Annotated in this window: 12 protein-coding genes; 5 read left to right on the top strand and 7 right to left on the bottom strand. The window is 71.7% G+C overall.

Going from position 1 to position 20,919, the window contains the following annotated elements:
• Window positions 1-53 precede the first annotated feature (53 nt).
• Window positions 54-5,138, bottom strand: a complete 5,085-nt coding sequence (locus tag ACZ6TI_RS11140) for an SCO7613 C-terminal domain-containing membrane protein (protein WP_465344837.1) — start codon at window positions 5,136-5,138, stop codon at window positions 54-56.
• Between the two features lie 112 nt (window positions 5,139-5,250).
• Window positions 5,251-6,690 carry a UDP-glucose dehydrogenase family protein gene (locus tag ACZ6TI_RS11145; protein ID WP_465344838.1) on the bottom strand — a complete coding sequence of 480 codons (1,440 nt, stop codon included), beginning with the start codon at window positions 6,688-6,690 and terminating at the stop codon, window positions 5,251-5,253.
• Window positions 6,691-6,789: 99 nt separating this feature from the next.
• On the opposite strand from ACZ6TI_RS11145, the gene ACZ6TI_RS11150 reads away from it, so the two are divergent.
• Window positions 6,790-7,944 carry an acyl-CoA dehydrogenase family protein gene (locus ACZ6TI_RS11150; RefSeq protein WP_465344839.1) on the top strand — a complete coding sequence of 385 codons (1,155 nt, stop codon included), beginning with the start codon at window positions 6,790-6,792 and terminating at the stop codon, window positions 7,942-7,944.
• Between the two features lie 2 nt (window positions 7,945-7,946).
• Here the strand turns inward: ACZ6TI_RS11150 and ACZ6TI_RS11155 are convergent, their stop codons facing one another.
• The 3 genes from ACZ6TI_RS11155 to ACZ6TI_RS11165 form a co-directional block, all read right to left on the bottom strand.
• A complete protein-coding gene (locus tag ACZ6TI_RS11155) occupies window positions 7,947-9,155 on the bottom strand; it encodes a Fic family protein (RefSeq protein WP_465344840.1) in 1,209 nt (402 codons plus the stop codon).
• 266 nt (window positions 9,156-9,421) lie between these two features.
• The gene (locus tag ACZ6TI_RS11160) at window positions 9,422-9,997 is read right to left on the bottom strand and encodes a hypothetical protein (protein ID WP_465344841.1); all 576 of its coding nucleotides are present in this window, start codon (window positions 9,995-9,997) and stop codon (window positions 9,422-9,424) included.
• Window positions 9,994-10,716, bottom strand: coding sequence for a hypothetical protein (locus tag ACZ6TI_RS11165; protein ID WP_465344842.1), 723 nt, complete (start codon window positions 10,714-10,716; stop codon window positions 9,994-9,996). Before ACZ6TI_RS11165 ends, ACZ6TI_RS11160 begins: the two co-directional genes overlap by 4 nt.
• 180 nt (window positions 10,717-10,896) lie before the next feature.
• Between ACZ6TI_RS11165 and ACZ6TI_RS11170 the strand changes: the two genes are divergently transcribed.
• Window positions 10,897-12,621, top strand: a complete 1,725-nt coding sequence (locus tag ACZ6TI_RS11170) for a sensor histidine kinase (RefSeq protein WP_465344843.1) — start codon at window positions 10,897-10,899, stop codon at window positions 12,619-12,621.
• Here the strand turns inward: ACZ6TI_RS11170 and dnaA are convergent.
• Window positions 12,599-13,966: a chromosomal replication initiator protein DnaA gene (gene dnaA / locus ACZ6TI_RS11175; RefSeq protein WP_465344844.1), complete on the bottom strand. Its 1,368-nt coding sequence runs from the start codon at window positions 13,964-13,966 to the stop codon at window positions 12,599-12,601. The two genes, ACZ6TI_RS11170 and dnaA, sit on opposite strands and share 23 nt — an antisense overlap.
• Before the next feature lie 172 nt (window positions 13,967-14,138).
• Here dnaA and ACZ6TI_RS11180 point away from each other — a divergent pair, with 172 nt between their 5' ends.
• Window positions 14,139-16,487 carry a putative bifunctional diguanylate cyclase/phosphodiesterase gene (locus ACZ6TI_RS11180; protein ID WP_465344845.1) on the top strand — a complete coding sequence of 783 codons (2,349 nt, stop codon included), beginning with the start codon at window positions 14,139-14,141 and terminating at the stop codon, window positions 16,485-16,487.
• Window positions 16,488-16,626: 139 nt separating this feature from the next.
• Here the strand turns inward: ACZ6TI_RS11180 and ACZ6TI_RS11185 are convergent, their stop codons facing one another.
• Window positions 16,627-18,558 (bottom strand): penicillin acylase family protein, encoded by a 1,932-nt coding sequence (locus tag ACZ6TI_RS11185; protein WP_465344846.1) that lies wholly within the window; start codon window positions 18,556-18,558, stop codon window positions 16,627-16,629.
• A 112-nt stretch (window positions 18,559-18,670) separates the two neighbouring features.
• Between ACZ6TI_RS11185 and ACZ6TI_RS11190 the strand changes: the two genes are divergently transcribed.
• Both ACZ6TI_RS11190 and ACZ6TI_RS11195 read left to right on the top strand, forming a co-directional pair.
• The gene (locus tag ACZ6TI_RS11190; RefSeq protein ID WP_465344847.1) at window positions 18,671-19,384 is read left to right on the top strand and encodes a siderophore-interacting protein; all 714 of its coding nucleotides are present in this window, start codon (window positions 18,671-18,673) and stop codon (window positions 19,382-19,384) included.
• Between the two features lie 66 nt (window positions 19,385-19,450).
• Window positions 19,451-20,905, top strand: coding sequence for a pyridoxal phosphate-dependent decarboxylase family protein (locus ACZ6TI_RS11195; protein ID WP_465344848.1), 1,455 nt, complete (start codon window positions 19,451-19,453; stop codon window positions 20,903-20,905).
• Window positions 20,906-20,919: the final 14 nt, after the last annotated feature.

Here is a 20,919-nt window from a genome sequence, read left to right on the forward strand (position 1 = left end):
CCCCGATTGAGTCGCCCGTCAGAGCGCAAGCGCCTGTTGGATCGGGGTGTTCGTCAGCGCATGCGGACCAGGGCGCCGCGGAGGCGTTCCTGGGTGCGGCGGCGGTTTTCGTTTGTCGCGCCCAGGAAGAGCAGGACCGCGCCCAGCGGCACGAGCACCAGCCATGGCCCGACCAGCGTCATGGCGAAGTGGATCGCCGCGATCACCGTGACCGCCGCGCCCACCACCACCGGCGCCTGCTGCCGCAGCTGGGAACCGACGATCAGCGTGCCGACCCCGCCGCAGAGCAGCAGCACCTCGCGCAGCGTGCCGCCGTTCGTGGTCAGCACGATGCCGACCGTCGGCACGAACGCCGCCAGCAGCGCCGGGCCGTAGGCCGCCCAGCTGCTCAGGTCGGGCCGGTTGCGCGCCTCCAGGACGCCGACCGCGAGGGCCAGCGCGGCGAACGGCAACGTGTATGCCTCCGGCAGCACCACATCGGAGAGCGTCATGAACAGCCACCAGCCGACGACCTCGAAGCCCACCGCCAGCCAGAACAGGTTGCGCCGCTGACGGGGCGAGCGGTCCGGCCGCGTCGCCGTCAGGCCCAGCACCGCACCGAAGGCGGCGAGCAGCGCGGCCAGGTGCTCCGGCGAGTCGTACGCCAGGATCCCGGCCAGCAAGGCAGAGGCGTAACCGCTCCACTCGACCGTGACCGCCTCGATGCGGTATTGCGGAAGCCCCAGCCGCGGCAGGCTCGCCTCCATCATCAGCAGCGCCGCACCCACCGCCAGCACGCCGAACGCCGCCCACCGCCGGTCGAACCCGGCCGCCTGCGCGGTGGTCAGCACGAAACCGTGACCCATCGCCGTCGCGAACAGCCAGCCCAGCACCCGGGCATAACCGGTGCGCCCGGCGACCGCCGCCACCAGCCCGACACCGACCGCGCTGCCCAGCGTGAACAGCGTGAGCGGCTGGGTGGCCAACGCCCCGGCCAGCCCGGCGCCACCGGCCATCAAACCGATCACGAACACCACCACCCGGGTGGTCCGCAGCAGCGGCGCCCGGGTGGCGATCGGCGGCGGGGTCAGCGCCAGGCCCAGCATCGCGACGGTGAAGACGACCAGCGCCGCGCTGGTCGAGGCCGGCCACGCCAGGTGCAAGCCGATCGGCGCGATCAGCAGCGTGATCGCCAGCCCGGGCAGGATGACCGGCACCGACTCGGCCGCCTTGCCGCCGAAGCCCAGCGCGGCGAGCGCGGCCGCCACCGTGAGCAGCACCGCGGCCAGCACACTGGTGCCGTCCACCGAGCCGGTGGTCGGGTTCGTCAACGCCTCGACCGGCCCCTGCCAGGTCTGGCCGAGCTGCTGGAACGGGTCGAACAGCGCACCCACCAGCGCCGGGCCCAGCGAGACCAGGGCGAGCAGGGTCGGCACGATCGCGACGATCACGGCGCCGGTGGCCGGGTCGACCAGCCAGCGCCCCCGCAGGCCGCTCGGCCGGATGGTGGTCCAGCGGCGCCGCTCCACCCAGTAGCGGTCCGGTGCGACAGTGAGGCCGGGCGCCTGGGTCGCGCCGCGCAGCAGTTCGGCGACCACCCCGAGCAGGGCGGCGGCGGCCGCATAGAGCGCGGTCGGGTAGTCCGACGGGATCGACGCGAGTGCCGTGATCGTGGCGCCGGCGACCAGGCCGAACGTGGCCCAGGGCAGGTATTGCGGAATCCACCGGCCGGACGCGCACAGCACGGCCAGGCTCAGCGCGGACGCGGCCAGCGCCGCGGTCAGCACCACCTGGGCGCCGCGGCCCTGGTCGGCGGCCACCGCGGCGAACACTCCGGGCACCGCGAGCAGCACACCCGCGGTGGCGGCGCCGCCGATCAGCGCGCGGTGCCGGGGCATGCCGGTGTCGTCGCGCGCCATCAGGGTGGCGTCCGCGTTGGTCTCGTGGGCCGGCGCGGTGAACGGCTGCCCGGCTCGGCTGAGCACGGCGACCAGCAGCCCGTTGAGCACGACGAGCAGCAGGGCCAGAGCGGTCGACCACGGCCGCATCAGCCCGACCGCGACGAAATGCACGGCGACCACGGCCGCGACCGCCGTCCGGGCGATCGCCGCCCGTGGGTCCCACGCCGCCACCGCCGAAACGCTGTAGCCCAGCGCCACCGCACCGCCGACCAGCAGCGGCGACCACCACGGCAGCCCGAACGCCGCGGGCGCGCCGATCGTGGCCAGTGCCGCGCAGGCCGCGCCGACGTCATAGGAATAGGGCGGCGGAAGCGCCGCCGCGGCCGCGACCGCCACGAACAGCAGCGCGATCGGCGCCTGCCAGGCGGCGTCGGGCACGTTGCCCGGGTATCCGCTCAGATCGGAGCCCCAGATCGGGCCGGGGGAGGCGAGGATGCGCAGGCCGGCGTTCAGCGCCAGCCAGGCGGCGATCAGGCCGACCACCAGGCCGGCGACGCCGAGCCCGCGGACCGGGCCGCGCCGCCACTCCTCGGGCAGCGCGCGCACGCCGAGCCCGACGAACAGCACGACCAGGCCGGCCACCACCAGCGGCGCGTCCGGGAAGGCGAGCGCGGCGACCCGGGAGAGGGCGCCGCAGATCGCCACCGTGGCACCGGCCGCGGCGATGTCCGGACCGTCCAGGATCCGGTCGGCGCGCCGGCCGTTGTCGATCGACTTGGCGAAGAACAGCAGCCCGGCCGAGGCCAGCAGCAGCGCGCCCACCCAGATGTCGGGGGCGGTGGCGCCGGGCGCGAGCAGTGCGGCCAGCGCCATGGCGACCGCGCCGGCGCCGGTGCCGATGGTCAGCGGAAGGCTGACCTCGCGGCGGGCCACCTGGAACACGGCGGCATAGGTCAGCGTGCCGGCCACCGCCAGGAAGCCGACGGCCAGCGCCGGGACGGTGACCGCCTCGGTCGCCGGGGGACCGCCGCCCGGGTCGGAGACGGCCAGCACGGCGGTGACCGCGGCGCCGGGCAGGGCCAGCGCGGCGGCGCCGGCCGCCCAGTCGCCGATCAGCCACGCATAGAGCCGGGCCGGGATCTGCCGGGCCGCGATCGCGACCATCACCCCGGCGCCGGAGATCGCGGTGAGCACGGCGGCGGTCAGCCAGGTGGCGCTGAGCGCGGCGCCGGCCCCGAACAGCCCGACCACCCCGGCCGCGGCGATGTGCGCGATCGCGGCCCGCCGGGTGGGCGCCATCAGGCCCGCACCGCCGATGCCGATCGCGGCGACCACCAGCGGCCACGGCGCCTCGGACCAGGGCAGGCCCAGCGACGACGGGATGGCCAGCGCGGTCAGGGCGACGCCGGTGACCGCGCCCTCCCAGCGCCACTCGGCCGGGAGTGCCAGGGCGGCGGCGAAGGTGAGCAGCAGCGCGCTGACCGCCAGCAGCCAGCCGGACGGGCCCGCGGCCTCGGCGATCCGACCCGCATAGGCCGCCGTGTCGGCCGCCCAGACCGGACGGGCCGCCTGCACCGGCGCGAGCGCGGCCCGCAGCGCGTCCACCGCGATGAGCAGCCCGATCAGCGTGAGCGCGGCCGCCGAGGCCAGCTGCGGGCCGCGCCGGACCTCGGGCGGCACCAGCCCGACCAGGGCGCCGGTGCAGGCCACCGCGCCGGCGGCGACCATCAGCGTCCAGCGTGGCGAGGCCACCGCGGCGACCCGGGCGCAGGCGCCGATCACGGCCAGCGTGAGCACCGCGCCGGCGACGTTGCGCGCGGTCAGGTTGTCGAGCATCCAGGCGGCCGCCGAGGCGGTCACCGCGGCCAGGATCAGGATCAGGCCGGACCGGATCGCGTCGGGCACCGCCTGGGCGCCGATCAGCGCGCCGCCCGCATAGAGCAGTGCGCCGGCCACCGCGGCGCAGAGCAGCGCGAAGGTCAGCTCACGCAGCAGGTCGGCGGAGGGCGGCGTGGCCGGTGGGTGCAGCGGCACGGTGCCGGCCGCGGGCGCTCCGGCGGGCCGGCGGCCCGGGAAGATGCGGGTCGGCAGCCAGCGCCGGCGCCGGCCGGAGAGCGAACCGATGATCAGGTCGGGCTCTTCCGGGCGGGACTCGGGGCGGTCCGGCATGAACTCCGGATCGTCGAGCAGCAGGTCGCGCTGGGCCAAGTCACGTTGGGCGAAGTCACGCTGACCGGCCTCGATTGCGGCGTCGGCCTCGGCCATGCCCTCGCGGTCGCCCGGCCCCGGCCGGTTGAGGGGCCAGCGCGGCACCAGCCGGCCGGTGCGGATCACGGTGGTGAGCAGCAGCAGGTCGAGCAGGGCCACGGCGGCCAGCGCGAGGCCCCAACCGGCCGGGCTCTCGATGATCGGGTATGCCAGCAGCGGCGGCACCGGCTGCACCGCGATCACCGTGGCGTAACGCGGCGTGTTGAGCCGGGTGAACCCCGCATAGAGGAACCCGGCCACCGCCGTGATGGCGAACACCACGCCGAGGAACACGGCCGTCGACGACCCGCCGGAGACCGGGCTGTCATAGAGCGCGTACAGCGTCATCGGCAGCAGCACGAGGCCGACCGCGGCGACCGTCTCGGCCGTGGAGGACAGGTCGCGCTTGGCGATCGACGGCGCGAAGCCCAGCGCGATCGCGGTGAACAGGGCGAGCACCGCGGCCCGGCCGACCGGGTTGGTCACCGCGACCGTGGCGAAGACGACCGCCGCGACCCCCAGCAGCAGCGCGCCGAGCACGAGCAGGATGTTCTGCACCGACTGCGAGGACGCCTCGGGTGGATGCGGCGGATGCGGCGGCGGGTGCTCGGCCGTCGGGCGGCGCGGCGGCGGCGGGGCGGCCGGCATCTCGGACGGCGGCGGGTCGTCGACCAGCAGCGTGTTGCCGTCGGTCGCCACTCCGCCGGCGTGCGGCGTGTTCGGCGCGGCCCAGTCGGGCACGGAAGCGGCCGGGGGCGGCGGGGGAGGGGGCAGTGGCGAATCGGCGCTTGACGGACGGCGTACCCGACGGGGTTTTGTGCTCTTTTTGGCCTTTTTCTGGGTGTTCGCGTGCGCGAGAATGTCGCGCTGGAACTGCGCGGCCTGGATCTTGCTCGCGATCTGCGTCCGCTCCTTGGCGGCCGCCATGTCCTTGATCTTGAGCTCGGCTATCGAGGCGTCAATGCGGGCCAGCTCATCGTCGTAACCGTCGGGCTCGTCAGCCTGCGCCACAGAACCTCCTCGACCGCCTCGGGAACTGTCCCTAATCAGAGCATGCCGGTACGACACCTAATTAGAACAGGCTCACGGGGGGCGACATCTATGGAAACAGGTCTGAACCTCGTCAAACCGTCGGGTGCGGCCGGCCCATCCCGCGGTACGTCCACCCGGCCCGCACCCACAGCGTGGCATCCAGGCAGTTCCGCCCGTCGATCACCAGCCGGCCGGCCGCCAGCGCGCCCAGCGCCTGCGGGTCGGCGTTGCGGAACTCGGACCACTCGGTCAGCACGCAGACCAGCTCGGCGCCGGTGACCGCCTCGTTCATCGACGGCTGGTAGGCCAGGCCTGGCTGGGCCAGCCGCGCGTTCGCCATCCCCTGCGGGTCGTAGACGCGCACGTCCGCGCCCGCCTTCGCCAGCGTCGCGGCGATCGCCAGGCTGGGCGAGTCGCGCACGTCGTCGGAGTTGGGCTTGAACGCGGCGCCGAGCACCGCGATCCGGGTGCCGGCCAGATCCGGGCCGGCCGGGCCGGACGAACGCCCGAGCAGCTCGGCGGCCAGCTGGATGACCTTGGTGCGGCGCCGCTGGTTGACCAGGTCGACCTCGTGCAGGAAGCGGAGCGCCTCGCCGGCCCCCAGTTCCTGCGCTCGCGCCTGGAACGCCCGGATGTCCTTGGGCAGGCAGCCGCCGCCGAACCCGACGCCGGCCTGCAGGAAGCGGTTGCCGATCCGGGGGTCGTAGCCGATCGCCTTGGACAGCTGGGTGACGTCGCCGCCGGCCACCTCGCAGACCTCGGACATCGCGTTGATGAAACTGATCTTGGTGGCCAGGAACGCGTTCGCCGCCACCTTGACCAGCTCGGCGGTGGCGAAGTCGGTGACCACCAGCGGCACCTCGCGGTCCTCGGTGGCGGCCAGGTCGAAGACGCCCTTGTGCGCGGCATAGAGCATGCCGTTGGCCCAGTCGGTCTTCACGCCGACCACGATCCGGTTGGGCCGCAGCACGTCCTCGACCGCGAAGCCCTCCTGCAGGAACTCCGGCGACCACGCCACCTCGATCCGCAGAGCCGGGTCGGTGTGCTTGGCGACCAGCTGCTCGATCCACTCGGCCGTGCCGACGGGCACGGTGCTCTTGCCCACGATCAGCGCACGGCGGGTGAGGCGGCGGGCCAGATTCGAAACCGAGGTCTCGACGTACGTGAGATCGGCGCCCATGCCGTCCCCACGCTGCGGCGTCCCCACGCAGATGAAGTGCACGTCCGCGAAATCGGCCACCTCGTCGTAAGAGGTGGTGAAGCGCAGCCGCCCGGAGGTCAGGTTGGTGCGCAGCAGTTCGTCGAGCCCGGGCTCGTGGAATGGCACCTGGCCGCCCGCCAGCTTGGCTATCTTGGCCTCGTCGACGTCGAAACCGAGCACCTCGTAACCGAGCTCGGCGAAACAGATGGCATAGGTGGCGCCCAGGTAACCGGTGCCGAGGAAGGCCAGCCGCGGACGTGGCGCTCCGGACGGCGGCTGCACCTGGGGGAAGGCCATCGCGGAGGGCTGGGTCGGGTACGGGATCGTCACGGACGAAGACTCTCTCACGGGTCGGGCTGCCGGGGGTGACAGGCGTACCCTACGCGCCAGTAACATGTGGGGCGGAGCCGCACCGGAAGGGGCACGGTCATGAGCGAGTTCGACGTCTACCAGCTGCCGGAGGACCACCAGACGATCCGCGCGGCGGTGCGTGAGGTGTGCGACGCCCGAGTGGCCCCGCACGCGGCCGAGGCGGATGAGAGCAGTGAGTTCCCCAAGGCCAGCTATGACGCCCTGCGCGCGGCCGACTTCCACGCGCCGCACATTCCGGTCGAGTTCGGCGGGGCCGGCGCGGACGCCCTGGCCACGGCCATCGTGATCGAGGAGGTGGCGCGGGCCTGTGCCTCGTCGTCGCTGATCCCGGCGGTGAACAAGCTGGGCACGATGCCGCTGATCCTGGCCGGCTCCCTTTCCCTGAAGGAGCGCTACCTGACCCCGGTGGCGGCGGGCGAGGCGATGTTCTCCTACTGCCTGTCCGAGCCGGAGGCCGGCAGCGACGCCGTGTCGATGACCACCAAGGCGGTCCGCGACGGCGACCACTGGGTGCTCAACGGCGTGAAGCGCTGGATCACGAACGCGGGCGTGTCGGAGTACTACACGGTCTTCGCGGTCACCGACCCCGCCGCGCGCAGCCGGGGCATCTCGGCGTTCGTGGTGGAGAAGGGCGACGAGGGCGTCAGCTTCGGCGCGCCGGAGAAGAAGCTCGGCATCAAGGGCAGCCCGACCCGCGAGGTCTATTTCGACAACGTGCGGATCCCGGCGGACCGGATGATCGGCGACGAGGGCACCGGCTTCGCCACCGCGATGCAGACCCTCGACCACACCCGGGTCACCATCGCCGCCCAGGCGATCGGCATCGCCCAGGGCGCGCTCGATTTCGCTCTGGGTTACGTGCAGGAGCGCAAGCAGTTCGGCAAGCCGATCGCCGAGTTCCAGGGCGTGCAGTTCATGCTCGCCGACATGGGCATGAAGCTCGAGGCGGCGCGGCAGCTGACCTATGCGGCGGCGGGCAAGAGCGAGCGCGGCGACAAGGACCTGACCTATTTCGGCGCGGCCGCGAAATGCTTCGCGTCCGACGCCGCGATGGAGATCACGACGGACGCGGTCCAGCTCCTCGGAGGGTACGGCTACACCCGCGACTACCCGGTCGAGCGCATGATGCGAGACGCCAAGATCACCCAGATCTACGAGGGCACGAACCAGGTCCAGCGCATCGTCATGGCCCGCCAACTCCTCAAGGACTGACTTCAGGGGGCGGTGCGGCGGATCGTGGCCGCATAGTCGTCGAGCACGTTCAGGATTCCGGTGTGTTGCCAGATCCGGTTCCGCCGCAGCCCGGTGCGTTCGGCCAGGACCTGTCGATCGGTCAGAAGTTCCAGGGTGCGCTGCGCGGTGACCTCGTTCATCGCCAGCTCGGTGATCAGGTACCTGGCATTGACGACGGGCTGTCCGACCAGTCTGGGCAGCACGCGCCAGGCGGCCGCATGAGCCCTGAGTCCGGCCAGCTTTTCGCGAGCGTCGGCAAGCTGGCCGGCGAGGTCGTCGACGAGGACCCGCCCGGAGGCTGCGGCGAAGCGCGACGCGTCGGCGAAGCGGTGCACGATCGGGCCGGCGTCACCGCCCCGGAAGGCGTCGAGTGCTTCGAAATAGGTGCCCGTGTTGGTCAGGAGCCCCGCCGAAATGGGCAGGGTGACGTGCGTGACGAGCGCCTTGCTCCGCAACATGGCCTGGGCCAGGGCGCGTCCGGTGCGGCCGTTGCCGTCGACGAAGGGGTGGATCGTCTCGAACTGAGCGTGTGCGGCCGCGACCTGGACCAGCACCGGAAGATCGTCACGGGCCGCGAACTCGACGAGATCCTGGATGGCTGCGGGCACTCGATCGTGTTGCGGAGCGACGAAATCGGCGCCGATCGGGCCGGCGTTGTCTCGCCCGATCCACACGGCTTCCTGCCGGAACCGTCCGGCATGCCGCTCGAAGCCGGGCTGATGCCGCAATAGTTCGCGGTGCATCGTCAGGATCGCGGCCGTTTCGATGTTGTCGGCGAGCCGCAGAGCGGCTTCCATGGCGCGGACGTTGCCGATGACGGTGAGGGCGTTTGCCTTGTCGCTCTGACCGATCTCGGCGAGTGCCAATTGACGTGCGCTGGTCGTGAGGTTTTCGATTTGCGAGCTGGACGAGCTCTCCGTCCGCAACAGAATCGCTGACATCGGCCCGAGGGCGGGGCTTTGGGCACCGAGCGTCCGCAACGCGTGCAGATCGAAGTCGACCAGCGCGCGTGTCCCGTCTTCGACGTCGGCGGTGACGGCGGCCGACAGGCTCGGTTGCCAGTCGACCAGCGGGGCCGTGACAATCGACCGATAGGCCCCGCGCTGGCGGCGCAACTCGGCCCGGGAGTAGTAGCCCTGATCCGACGGCGTCCAGGTCTGAGTTTCATAGGTCGCGGCGGGAGCGGTCACATCGTCCCGTCCGGCAGACTCTCGCGTTACCACGACATCATCTTACTTACACTTTCGCGAGAAAGTGTAAGTAAGGAGGCCGGCAATGCTCACCAGGTCCGCTGGATTCAGGCTTAGGCGGCGCCGGCGGCGGATATGACCAGGCCGCGCAGATGCCGCTCGCCTGGCTCCCGCAGACGAAGCCGGTGGATCACCAGCTCGACGGCTGAGGACGGACGACGGCCCGGCAGCTCCTTCGCGGAGGCTGCCGGGCCGTTGACTGTGGTTCAGGCCATCGCCGGCTTCAGTTCTCGCGCCGGGCGGGAGGCCAGGCCGGCCCAGATGAGGGCCACTCCGATGGCGATGCCGTAGGGCGGCATCACCGCGCCGAAACCGATCAGGCCACCGATGATCAGCGCGACTCCGGCCATCGTGGACACCGAGCCGGCCCGCAGGCAGGCGTAGCCGAAAACGGCCCAGCCGAGAGCGAACGTCAGATAGCTGGTGAACCCGCCGACGGCCAGCCAGCCGGCGCCGGGAACGTCGAAGATCTGCGGCAGAGTGTCCGCGTAGAACGGCACGGCGAAGGTCTCGAACCACCAGTCGCCGGCCATCAGCACGGTGCCGGTGACGGCGCCGACCAGGCCGATCGTGCCGATGGCCCCGGCCCGGCCGCGCTGCTCGGCGTGCATCGCGAAGGCGGTGAACACCAGGCCGATGAATCCGATCAGGACCAGGATGCCGCTCCAGCGATAGAACCCGGTGGTCGCCACCTCGGGCAGTTCGCCCTGGGACTTGGCGACGAAGCTGGCCAGATGGCCGGCCGCGAAGACACTGCCGGTGGCGACGACGAGGGCCTTCATGACTGCACCCGGCGGCGGCCGATGCCGACCACGATCAGGACCACGCCGAGCACCGTGAGCACCACGCTGCCGGTCAGCAGGACCCGTGCGGCCCACTGCTGGATGGGTGCGGTGATGCCGACGTCGACGGCGGCGTCGATCTTGGCCGAACCGTCCGCGTTCATGATCACGACGGTCCAGGTGCCGGCGGCCGCTTCCGGCCAGTCGAGGGTCTGGGTGCCGGAGCCGGTCGCCTTGGCCACCCAGAAGTCCTGGTCGGCCGGGTTGCCCTGGGGCGCGCCACCGGGATGGTCGGAATACGTGGTGACCGGATCCTTCAGTTCCTGCAAGGTCGCGTGTTGAACGCCTCGCAGATACGCCTCGGCCTGATCGGCCGGTGCCACGCCGATGAAGATCGGCCCGTTCGATCCGGTGGCCCGGATGCGCAGGTCGCCGAGCAGCGCGTCGACATCCGGCCAGAGCGGCGCGAGGTCCTCCAGGTCCAGCCGCTCGGTCGCGATGGCATAGCCGGCCGTGCTGATCGGCACCGGGCTCGCGGTGAGATAGCCGTCGCGGCGCCACGAGTCGTCGACCACGCGCACCGCCACGCCGCTGATCAGCACCACCATGGCGATGAGCAGCAGGGCGATGCCGGGCACGATCCAGCCGAGACCGGTTCGTCGCGGAGTCTGCGGGGCGCGCGTGGTGATCGGGTTCTGAGGTGATTGGACGGTGGTCATCTTGTTCTCCCTGCGAAGGTGTGATCTGGCGTCCTCATCACGCTCGCATCGGGCCGACGACCAGCACAGACGGTCCACCCGTGAACCGGGGGGCGGGTTTCTGGGGTATGGGCCGACCGGTCCTCCCGCTCGAGCCCTCGGGTGACTACCGTGAACGTCGATGCCCCGAGCAGGCCGACGATGAGCAGCGTGGCCCAGGCCGCGCCGATCGGTCGTGGCGGCGCGGCCGCGGTGGCCGGCCGGTTCACCGCCCGTCGACTGCCGATCGTGCTCTGGTTCGCGTTGTGGGCGGTCTTCGCCGCCGCCGAGACGGGTGCGCTGCTGCCGCTGCTCGCCGGGGACTTCGGCGACACCCCGGTGGTCTACGTGGTCATGCGCCTGGTCGGCGGCTCGTTCGCCGTCTGCGGACTGATCGCCTGGCGGCGGCGCCCGGACAGCCGCAGCGGCCCGCTGCTGATCGCCACCGGGCTCGGATTCTTCGCGACGCCGCTGCTCGAACAGATCGACTCGCCGGTGGCGCGGACCGCGGCCTTCTGGCTGCCGGACCTCTGGCTGGTGTTCTTCGTGATGGTCCTGCTCACCGTGCGCACCGGGGGGAACCTGCGGACCCGGCTGGACCGGCTGATCGTGGTGGCGGTCGCCGTCGCGTTGCTCGTGCCGCTGCGCCTGCTCTTCGACGACGTCGAGGGCAACCTGCTGCTCGTGGCGGCGGATCCCGGGCTCGCCACCGCGATGGGCACCGTGCAGCGAGTGATCATGGCGGCCGCCATCCTCGCCACTGTGGCGGTCGTCGCCGTGCGGCTGCGTGCGGCCTCGACGGCCGGCCGCCGCGCGATGGTGCCGAGCGTGGCCGGCGCCGCCTGCCTGCTGCTGGTGTTGCCGCTGCTGGTCCGGGACTATTTGCGCGCCTACCGGTTCGATTTCCCGGCCGAGGCGGTCGACTGGGTGGTCGCCGTCGCCTTCATGCTGGTGCCGATCATCTTCCTCGCCGACCTGCTGCGGTCCCGGCTCGCCCGCGGCGGCCTGGCCGACCTGTTCCGGATGCTGCCCGGCCTGCGCGCCGACCAGTTCGAGAGTGCGCTGGGCCGGGCGATGGGCGATCCCGGACTGAAGATCTGGTATGGCGGCCCGAAACCCGAACCGGCCGGCGATCGCTCGATCACCTGGATCGAACGCGACGGCCGGCCGATCGCGGCACTGCTCTACGACCGGTCACTGGACGACGATCCCGAGCTGATCGAGGCGGCCCGGGCGGCGGCCGCGCTGGCCCTGGAACACCGCGAGATCCACGCGGAGCTGCGCGAGTCGCGGGGCCGGATCATCGCCGCCGGGGACGCCGAGCGCCGCCGCATCGAACGCAACCTGCACGACGGCGCACAGCAGCGGCTGGTGCTGCTCGCCATGCAGCTGTCCCTGCTCGGGGCGCGGATCCGGGACGACCCGGCCGGCGCCGAGCAACTCGTCACGTCGGCCCGGGACGAGGTCGCCCGGTCCCTGGCCGAGATGCGGGAGCTGGCTCGCGGCCTGCACCCGGCCGCCCTCGACCACGGCCTCGACGTCGCCCTGGAGACGCTGGCGATGACCTCGGCGGTGCCCACCACGGTCGAGGTCGAGCCCGGGCCGCTGATGCCCGAGCCGGTCGCGCTGGCGGCCTATTTCGTGACGGCCGAGGCGCTGACCAACGTCGCCAAATATGCCGGGGCGACCGCCGCCACGGTGCGGGTCTCCCGGCCGGACGGCGAGGTGGTCGTCGAGGTCGCCGACGACGGCCGCGGCGGCGCCGACCCGGCGCTGGGCAGTGGCCTGCGCGGACTCCGCGACCGGGTGGAGGCGCTCGGCGGCGGTCTGCGGGTGACCGGCGGCCCGTCGGGCGGCACCGTGGTCACCGCCCACCTGCCCCTGTGATGCGGTTGGTCAGGTCGGTGATCTGGTCGAAGAGGGAACGCTGCTCACCCATCCGCTCCTTCACCTTGCGGTTGGCGTGCATCACCGTCGTGTGGTCCCGGCCGAACGCCTCGCCGATCCTGATCAACGGCTTCTGGGTCAGCTCCCGGCACAGGTACATCGCGATCTGGCGGGCGTTCGCCAGCACCCGGCCGCGGGCCGGCCCGCGCAGGTCGGCCAGGCTCACGCCGAAGTACTCCGCGGACGCCGCCATGATCTGCTCGATGGTGATCACCGGCCGGGTGTCGTCCGGGATGTAGTCGCGCAGCACCTTTTCCGCCACGTCCAGCCGCAGCGGCACCCGGGTCAGACCGGCGAACGCGGTGACCCGGGTCAGCGCACCCTCGAGCTCACGGATCGAGTCCGGCACCCGCGAGGCGATGAACTCCAGCACGTCGTCCGGCGCGTGGATCTGCTCGCGGGCGGCGTTCTTCCGCAGGATCGCGATGCGCGTCTCCAGGTCAGGTGGCTGGATGTCGGCGAGCAGACCCCATTCAAAACGGGTACGCATGCGGTCCTCGAGCGTGGCGAGCTGGCGCGGGGACCGGTCCGAGCTGATCACGATCTGCTTGTTCGCGTTGTGCAGCGTGTTGAACGTGTGGAAGAACTCCTCCTGGGTGCGCTCGCGGTTTTCCAGGAACTGGATGTCGTCGATCAGCAGGATGTCGACGTCGCGGTAGCGCCTTTGGAAGGCCTGCGTCTTGTCGTCGCGCAGGCTGTTGATGAAGTCGTTGGTGAACTCTTCGGTGGACACGTACCGGACCGTGTTCGCGTGGCCGAGGGTCGTCGCGTAGTGCCCGATCGCGTGCAGCAGATGCGTCTTGCCCAGTCCGGAGCTGCCATAGATGAACAGCGGGTTGTAGGCCTTGGCCGGCGACTCGGCCACGGCCACCGAGGCGGCGTGCGCGAAGCGGTTCGAGGATCCGATGACGAAGGTCTCGAACATGTACTTCGGATTGAGCCGGTTGCCGTTGTTCGTCCCGCGCGGGTTGGCTCGCAGGTGGATCTCGGTCTTCTCCGGCGTCGGTTCCGGGTCGGGCGGCGCGACGGGTGGCGAGGCGGGCGCCTTCACGGTGACCGCGACCTGGATCTCGCGGTCCAGCCGGCGGCTCAGCGCGGACACGATGAACGGCCGGATCCGGGTCTCGATCAGGTCGCGGGCGTTCGCGTCCGGCACCGAGATCAGCGCGGTGTCGCCCACGATCGCGACCAGTTCGGCGAGCTGGAGATAGGCGCGTTGCTGGCGGGACGGGATGTCGTCGGTGAGGTCGTCAAGCGTCGAACGCCACAGTGGCCCCAGGTCCATGATTCCGCCCCCCGAGCCCCCTCGTGCCACCCGGCGCGCGCCGGGCCCGCCACGGTAACCCGCTCGGCGCGGCCATACCAGGGCGGAATCGGTCACGTCCCGGCTACCGGTTCGCCGAATTGGTTGAGTGCCCAGCGCGGATGCCGATCTTCCACGGGACGGGAGGTGCATCGTGGGCACGGACAGTGGGTGGTGGCGGCGCGCCGGTTCCCTGCTGCGCGATCCCTTCGTGGGCGGCGCGCTGCTGCTGGCGCTGCTGTGCTGTCTGGTGCCCGTCCTCGACATCGGCGACGACACCTTCCAGCTGCGCTTCGTCTGGTTCGTGCAGGTGCCGTTCGACCTGCTGTTCGGCTGGTTCGCCTGGCGCGCCTCCCGGGTGCCGGGCATCGAGGCACTGGTCCGCAACTACATGCTGATCGCGGCGGCCAGCGCGGCCCTGTTCGCCGTCGGCGACGCCTGGCAGACCGTACGCGTGGTGAACAGCCCGGCGCTGGCAGAGGTCGACGGCGGCACCGCGCAGACGGTGTTCTATCTGGCCGGCGTGGTGATCCTGGTGTTGCGCATGCTCGGTCACCCGACGCCGGGCGGCAGCCGGGGCGAGCGGCTGCGCTTCCACCTGGACGCGGTCGCCGTGCTGGTCTGCGGCGCAGTGGTGGCCTGGTCGTTCAGCTCCGACCCGGAGCAGAGCGGCGGCCGGGTCGCCGCGGTCGGTGACGTGGTCGCGGTCAGCGTGCTGCTGCTCGCCGCGTTCGCCGCGGTCAAGCTGGTGCTCAGCGGCACCGCGCCGCTGACCAGGAGCGCCGCCATTCCGATGGTGGCCGCGGCCGGGCTGCTCGGCCTCAGCATGTTCCTGTCCCCGCTGATCGCCTCCGACCAGTTGCATCCCGGCCTGCTGGTGCTGCGCATCGTGGCGCCGGCGCTGGTCTGCATCGGGCCGCGGCTGCAGGAGATCGAGACCCGGATCCAGCCGCGCTGGCGCCGGCAGCGCCCGCATCGGCCGTACCACGTCCTGCCGTACGCCGCGGTGGTCGTCACGTTCGTGGTGTTCGTGGTGGTGATGCCGTCCGGGATCGGGCCGCGGGCCTGGGGTGGCGTGATCGGCGTGGTGGCCATCACCGCGGTCGTGGTGGTGCGCCAGCTGCTCGCCTTCCTGGACAACTTCGACCTGATCAACCGCCTCGACGCCACCCTGCTGGACCTGCGCGGACACCAGACGATGCTGCACGAGCAGGCCACCCACGACGGCCTGACCCGGCTGGTGAACCGGACCGCCTTCAACGAGGCGGTGGCCGCCGACCTGGCCGACCGCGGGGTCGTCGGGCGCGGGCTGGCGGTGCTGCTGATCGACCTGGACGACTTCAAGACCGTCAACGACACGCTCGGCCACGGCGTCGGCGACCACCTGCTGATCACGATCGCCGAACGGTTGCGCAGCGCCGTACGCGTCAAAGATCTTGTCTCTCGATTGGGCGGCGACGAGTTCGCGGTGCTGCTGCGCGGGGTCACCGCCGAGGAGGCGTCCGCGATGGCCGGGCGGATCCTCGCCGACGTGGTCCAGCCGGCCCGCGTGGACGGGCACACGCTGGTGGTCAAGGCCAGCATCGGCGTCGCGCCGGCCGGCCCGGGCGACGACCTCGAGGGCCTGATGCGCAACGCGGACATCGCGATGTACGCGGCCAAGGACGCCGGCAAGGGCGGTGTGCTGCAGTACGACGACGACATGGGCGCCCGCATCCTGCAGAACGCCGAGCTGGCCACCCGGCTGCGCGAGGCGGTCGGCAGCGACGAGTTCCGGCTCGTCTACCAGCCCGTGGTGGAGATGGACACCGGCGTGGTGACCGGCGCCGAGGCACTGGTCCGCTGGCACCCGCCGGACCGCGAGCCGTTGTCGCCGGCAGAGTTCATCCCGGTCGCGGAGAGCACCGGCGAGATCGTGCCGCTGGGTCACTGGATCCTGCGCGAGGCGTGCCGGCAGCTGGCCGAGTGGCGTCGCGAGCACGTCGAGGCCCTGGACCTGACCCTGTCGGTGAACGTGACCGGTCGCCAGCTCCAGGTACCCGGCTTCGTCGCCGGGGTGGCCGCCATGCTGGAGGAGTTCCGGATCCCGGCGGACCGGCTGGTCATCGAGATCACCGAGACCGCGGTGCTCGACAACCCGGCCGTGCTGGACGCCCTGCACGGCCTGCGCGACCTCGGCTTGGACCTGGCGCTGGACGACTTCGGCACGGCCGCGTCGTCGCTCGGGCTGCTGCTCACCTGCCCGATGTCGGGGCTCAAGCTGGATCGGTCCTTCGTGGACCGGCTGGGCATCGACTCGCGGCCGACGGCGGTGGCGAACGCGGTCAGCCAGATCGCCCGCGCGCTCGACCTGGGCACGGTGGCCGAGGGCGTGGAGACGCCGGAGCAGGCCGAGATGCTGCGTTCGCTGGGGTATCGCCGGGCGCAGGGCTATCTCTATTCAAGGCCGCTGCCGCCGACCGACTTCGCGGCCGGCTGGCGGCGCGCCCGCCTGGCCGCTTGACGGGCGCTTCCCCAGAGGGCGCAGAGCGCTCTGCTTCCTCCGAGGGAGCGCTTCTTCAGAGGAAGCAGAGCGCTCTGCTTCCTCAGAGGGAGTGCTTCCTCAGAGGGAGTGCTCCCTCAGGGGAAGCAGAGCAAAGCGGTCACAGGACCTCTTCGAGTGCCAGCCGATCCCAGTCGCGCACGATGGGCACGAGTTCGGCCCGCAGCCACAGCGGCAGCTGGTCCTTGAAGTGCGGACTGTCCGGCCGCCCCGACGCGCCGAACGGCACGATCCACCGGCTGCGCCCCGGATCCGCCACGTCCCACACATATCGTGCGACCGAACCCTTCCAGGCCGCGTCGGTCACGCCCGGCTGGCTCGACGTCATGCGGACACAGTTCGAGTCACCGGACAGCGGCACGGTCTCGCCGAGCGCGGTCGTCTCGATCAGGTGGATCGGGTTCAGCACGTGCGTCGCGCCCCACGGCCCGGCCGGCGGATCCGCCGCCACGTCGTCGAGCGCCGCCGCGCCGATCTCGGGCGTCAGCAGCAGTCGCACCGACCTGCCGATCCGCTCCACCGGGTCCAGCCACGGCGCGAACAGCGGATCGAACCCGCTGTCCGCGAACAGCGCCGCCAGGCCCGGCAGACGCGTCAGCCGCCGCACCGCCGCATGCCGCCACGCCGCGAACAGCGCCGCCTCCGGGCTGTCCGCATCCATCCGCCGGTCCCAGGCCAGCAGCCGCGCGTGCAATTCCCGCGCGGCCGGGCTCACCGGCACGATCCGCGGCAGCATCCCGAGATCGACAACCACATCCCCGTGTACGCCCTCCGGCAGCGTCCCGTCCGCCAGCAGCTCGGCGATCCGCCGGGCCCGATCCGGCGCCGCGAAGTCGTTGCCGAGCTCGGCGGTGTCGTTCTCGCGGCGGTCGTTCGCGTTGACCACGGTCTTCCGCGCCGAGCGTGGCATCGGCGCGTACCCCTGCCAGGCGTGCGCCGGATCCCAGGCCGGCACCGGCACCTCGCGGTTGCGCGGGTCGCGCAGCGGCACCCGCCCGGCCACCAGGCTGACCAGCGCGCCGGTGGAGTCCGCGAGAACCGCGGAGTTGACCGGCTCGACCCAGCACTCGAGCGCCGCCGCGACGTCGGCCACCGTCTTCGACCGCAGCAGCGGGAGCAGCGCCCCGAAGCCCAGCTCGAAGTCGACCCGGGCGGGTACGCGCAGGCTCAGGTCACCGTCGATGACCGGGCCACGGGGGGTCTCGATCACCTCGACCTCGACGGCGGGTGCGTGGCGTACCGAAAGAATCTCGACGTGCCGGGACACCCGCTCCCAGCCGGACCCGGACCGGGCCTCGACCTCGTCGCCGGAGCGACGCAGGTCCTCGATGTAGAGGTCCTGGTAGTCCGCCATCGCGTTGGTGATCGCCCAGGCCACGTCGCCGGCGTGCCCGAAGTGCGGGACGCCGGGCACGCCCGGGAAGGCGAAGCCGGCCACGTCGAACTCCGGGCAGGAGAGGCGCACCTGCTGATAGACGCCGGGCAGTTCGAGGATGCGGTGCGGGTCGCCGGCGATGTATTCGCCCGCGATCGCCCACGAGTTGCTGCCCGAGCCCGGGTCCTCGATCTCGGGGAACGCTCCGATGGTCGATTCCACGTGCTGTCGCCACATCTTGCTGGGGAAGGTGCCGAACAGGATGTGCTGCACCAGGAAGACGCCGAGCGGTGACCACGGGTGCCACCGCGCCGGGCGCACCCCGAGGGCCGCGAACTCCGGCGCGTCGGTCGCCGGCAGCTCGCTGTTCACACCGTCCACATAGGACACCAGCCAGGCCCGGGTCTCGTCGTCCAGCCGCTCGAAGCAGCGCCGTGCGGTGTCGTCGAGGCGCGCCTTGCGGGCGAATCGGTCCCACGGCACCTCGGCCGGCCCGAGGTGCTCAGCGAGCCGGCCCTCCGAACGCCATCGTTCGACCTCGATCTGCCAGGCGCGGTCGCGAGCGGCGGTCCGACCCTGCAGATAGGACAATTCGGTCACCGATTCGGCCCGCAGGTGGGGGACACCCCATTCGTCGCGGTAGATCGCGCTGGTCATGACGCTGCGGGCAGACGAACTGCGGACGAATGGATCACAACTTCCCCGATGCTGATGTTTTCTCGGCGCACGTTAGGTTACCCTCACCTAAGTCGGGCGACCGGGAGGGCACGTGAAGAAGGGCTGGGAAGGTCTTGCGATCAAGGCCTTCGGAGGGCGGGACTTTCGGTTGACCGTACTCGGCGCGGAGCCGGTCAACGACCACTATCACCGCCTGCACCTGGACGGCGGCGGCCTGCTGGAGGCCTGCGGCGTGCACCCGACGATGTGGATCCGGCTGTGGTTCGACCACGCCGGCAAGCCGCATCAGCGGGCGTTCACGCTGGTCGACCCCGATCCGGCGACCGGGCGGTTCAACCTCGAGTTCGTGCTGCACGACAGCTGCGCGGCGCGGTGGGCGCAGGCGGCGAAGCCCGGCGACACCATCGAGGCGACCGTGCAGGGCAGCGCCTTCGAGCTGCCCGACCCGCTGCCGTCGCACCTCTACCTGGTCGGCGACTCGACCGCGGTCCCGGCGCTGAACAGCATCTTCGACGCCGCCGGCGAGGTGCCCGCGACGGTCTGGGTGGAGTACGCGCACGACGACGAGAAGGCCCTGCCGCTGCGCAACCGCGAGCACCACACGGTGAACTGGGTGCCGCGCGAGCGAAGCGGCGCGCAACTGGTCGAGACCACGCTGGCCGAGCTGCCGCAGCGGGACGACGCCTTCTATTGGGTGGCCTGCGAGGCGGGCAGCACCCGGGCGATCGCCAGGCACGTCCGGCGCGAGCTCGGCGTGGACAAGCGGCGGCTGAAGTCCCTGGCCTACTGGAGTGCCGCCAGGTAAGAACCCGGGCACGCTCGCGGGTTCGGCAAATCCCCACTGTCCACAATCGACTGTTGAGGATCAAACATGAGTTCTCCGGGTGATCCCCGTGACCATCTGCTCGCCAACGGCACGGCCGGCAGCTACCGGCGGATGCTGGTGCAGGGCGTCGATCGGGTGGCGGCGCGGGTGGCCGGCACCGAACGACCCTTCACCGGCATCACGCCGGAGAAGCTCGCGGTCGTGGTGTCGGGCGTCGACCTGGACCGGCCGCTCGGCGAACCCGAGGCGGTGCTGGACGAGTTGGAGGACGTGTACCTGCGGGATGCCGTCTATTTCCACCACCCGCGCTATCTGGCCCACCTGAACTGCCCGGTGGTGATCCCGGCGCTGCTCGGCGAGGCCGTGCTGAGCGCGGTGAACTCGTCGATGGACACCTGGGACCAGAGCGCCGGCGGCACCCTGATCGAACGCCGGCTGATCGAGTGGACAGCCGAGCGGGTCGGGCTGGGCGCGCTCGCCGACGGCGTCTTCACCAGCGGCGGCACCCAGTCGAACCTGCAGGCCCTGTTGCTGGCCCGCGAGGAGGCCGGCCCTGCTTCGACCAAAAAGATCATCGCCTCCGAGGCCGGGCACTTCAGCGTGCAGAAATCGGCGAAACTGCTGGGACTCGGCCCGGACGCGGTGATCGTCATTCCCACCGACCACCAGCGCCGGATGTCGGTGCCGGCCCTGGCCGAGGCGCTGCGGACCAACCGGGGCAACGTGATGGCGGTCGTCGCCACGGCCGGCACCACGGACTTCGGCACCATCGACCCGCTGACCGAAATCGCCGACCTGTGTTCAAAGGAAGCAGCGTGGCTGCATGTCGATGCCGCGTACGGCTGTGGTCTGCTCGTGTCGACCACCCGGCGGCACCTGCTGGCCGGCATCGAGCGCGCCGACTCGGTGACCGTCGACTACCACAAGTCGTTCTTCCAGCCGGTCAGCTCCAGCGCGCTGCTGGTGCGGGACGGGACGACGCTGCGGCACGCCACCTACTACGCGGACTATCTGAACCCGGAACGGATGGCCGCGCAGCGCATCCCCAACCAGGTCGACAAGAGCCTGCAGACCACCCGGCGGTTCGACGCGCTCAAGCTCTGGATGACGCTGCGCATCATGGGTCCGGACGCGCTCGGCGCCCTGTTCGACGAGGTGCTGGATCGGGCCGGGGAGGCCTATGACCTGCTGGCCGAGGACCCGCGCTTCGAGGTGGTCACCCGCTCGCAGCTGAGCACCGTGGTGTTCCGCTACCTGCCCACCGGGCCGGCCCGCGCGCTCGCCGACCCGGCCAACCTCCACGCCCGCGAGGCGCTGGCCGCGTCCGGCGCCGCGGTGGTGGCCGGCACCAAGGTGGGCGGCCACCACTTCCTGAAGTTCACCCTGCTCAACCCCGCGACCACGCGCGCCGACATCGAGCAGGTGCTCGAGTTGATCGCCGGCCACGCGGAAGCACACATCGCCCGCCGCGCCGCCCCCGCACTGGCCTGTCTGAGCTGACCCTGGAGTTCCGC

The organism is Actinoplanes sp. NPDC051388 (assembly GCF_055586225.1).

What these genes read in the sequence shown, in the direction of transcription:
- ACZ6TI_RS11165 (WP_465344842.1), bottom strand. Translation starts at nt 10,716, where the DNA reads ATGACCACCGTCCAATCACCTCAGAACCCGATCACCACGCGCGCCCCG.
- dnaA (WP_465344844.1), bottom strand. Translation starts at nt 13,966, where the DNA reads ATGGACCTGGGGCCACTGTGGCGTTCGACGCTTGACGACCTCACCGAC.
- ACZ6TI_RS11170 (WP_465344843.1), top strand. Translation starts at nt 10,897, where the DNA reads ATGAGCAGCGTGGCCCAGGCCGCGCCGATCGGTCGTGGCGGCGCGGCC.
- ACZ6TI_RS11150 (WP_465344839.1), top strand. Translation starts at nt 6,790, where the DNA reads ATGAGCGAGTTCGACGTCTACCAGCTGCCGGAGGACCACCAGACGATC.
- ACZ6TI_RS11185 (WP_465344846.1), bottom strand. Translation starts at nt 18,558, where the DNA reads ATGACCAGCGCGATCTACCGCGACGAATGGGGTGTCCCCCACCTGCGG.
- ACZ6TI_RS11160 (WP_465344841.1), bottom strand. Translation starts at nt 9,997, where the DNA reads ATGAAGGCCCTCGTCGTCGCCACCGGCAGTGTCTTCGCGGCCGGCCAT.
- ACZ6TI_RS11195 (WP_465344848.1), top strand. Translation starts at nt 19,451, where the DNA reads ATGAGTTCTCCGGGTGATCCCCGTGACCATCTGCTCGCCAACGGCACG.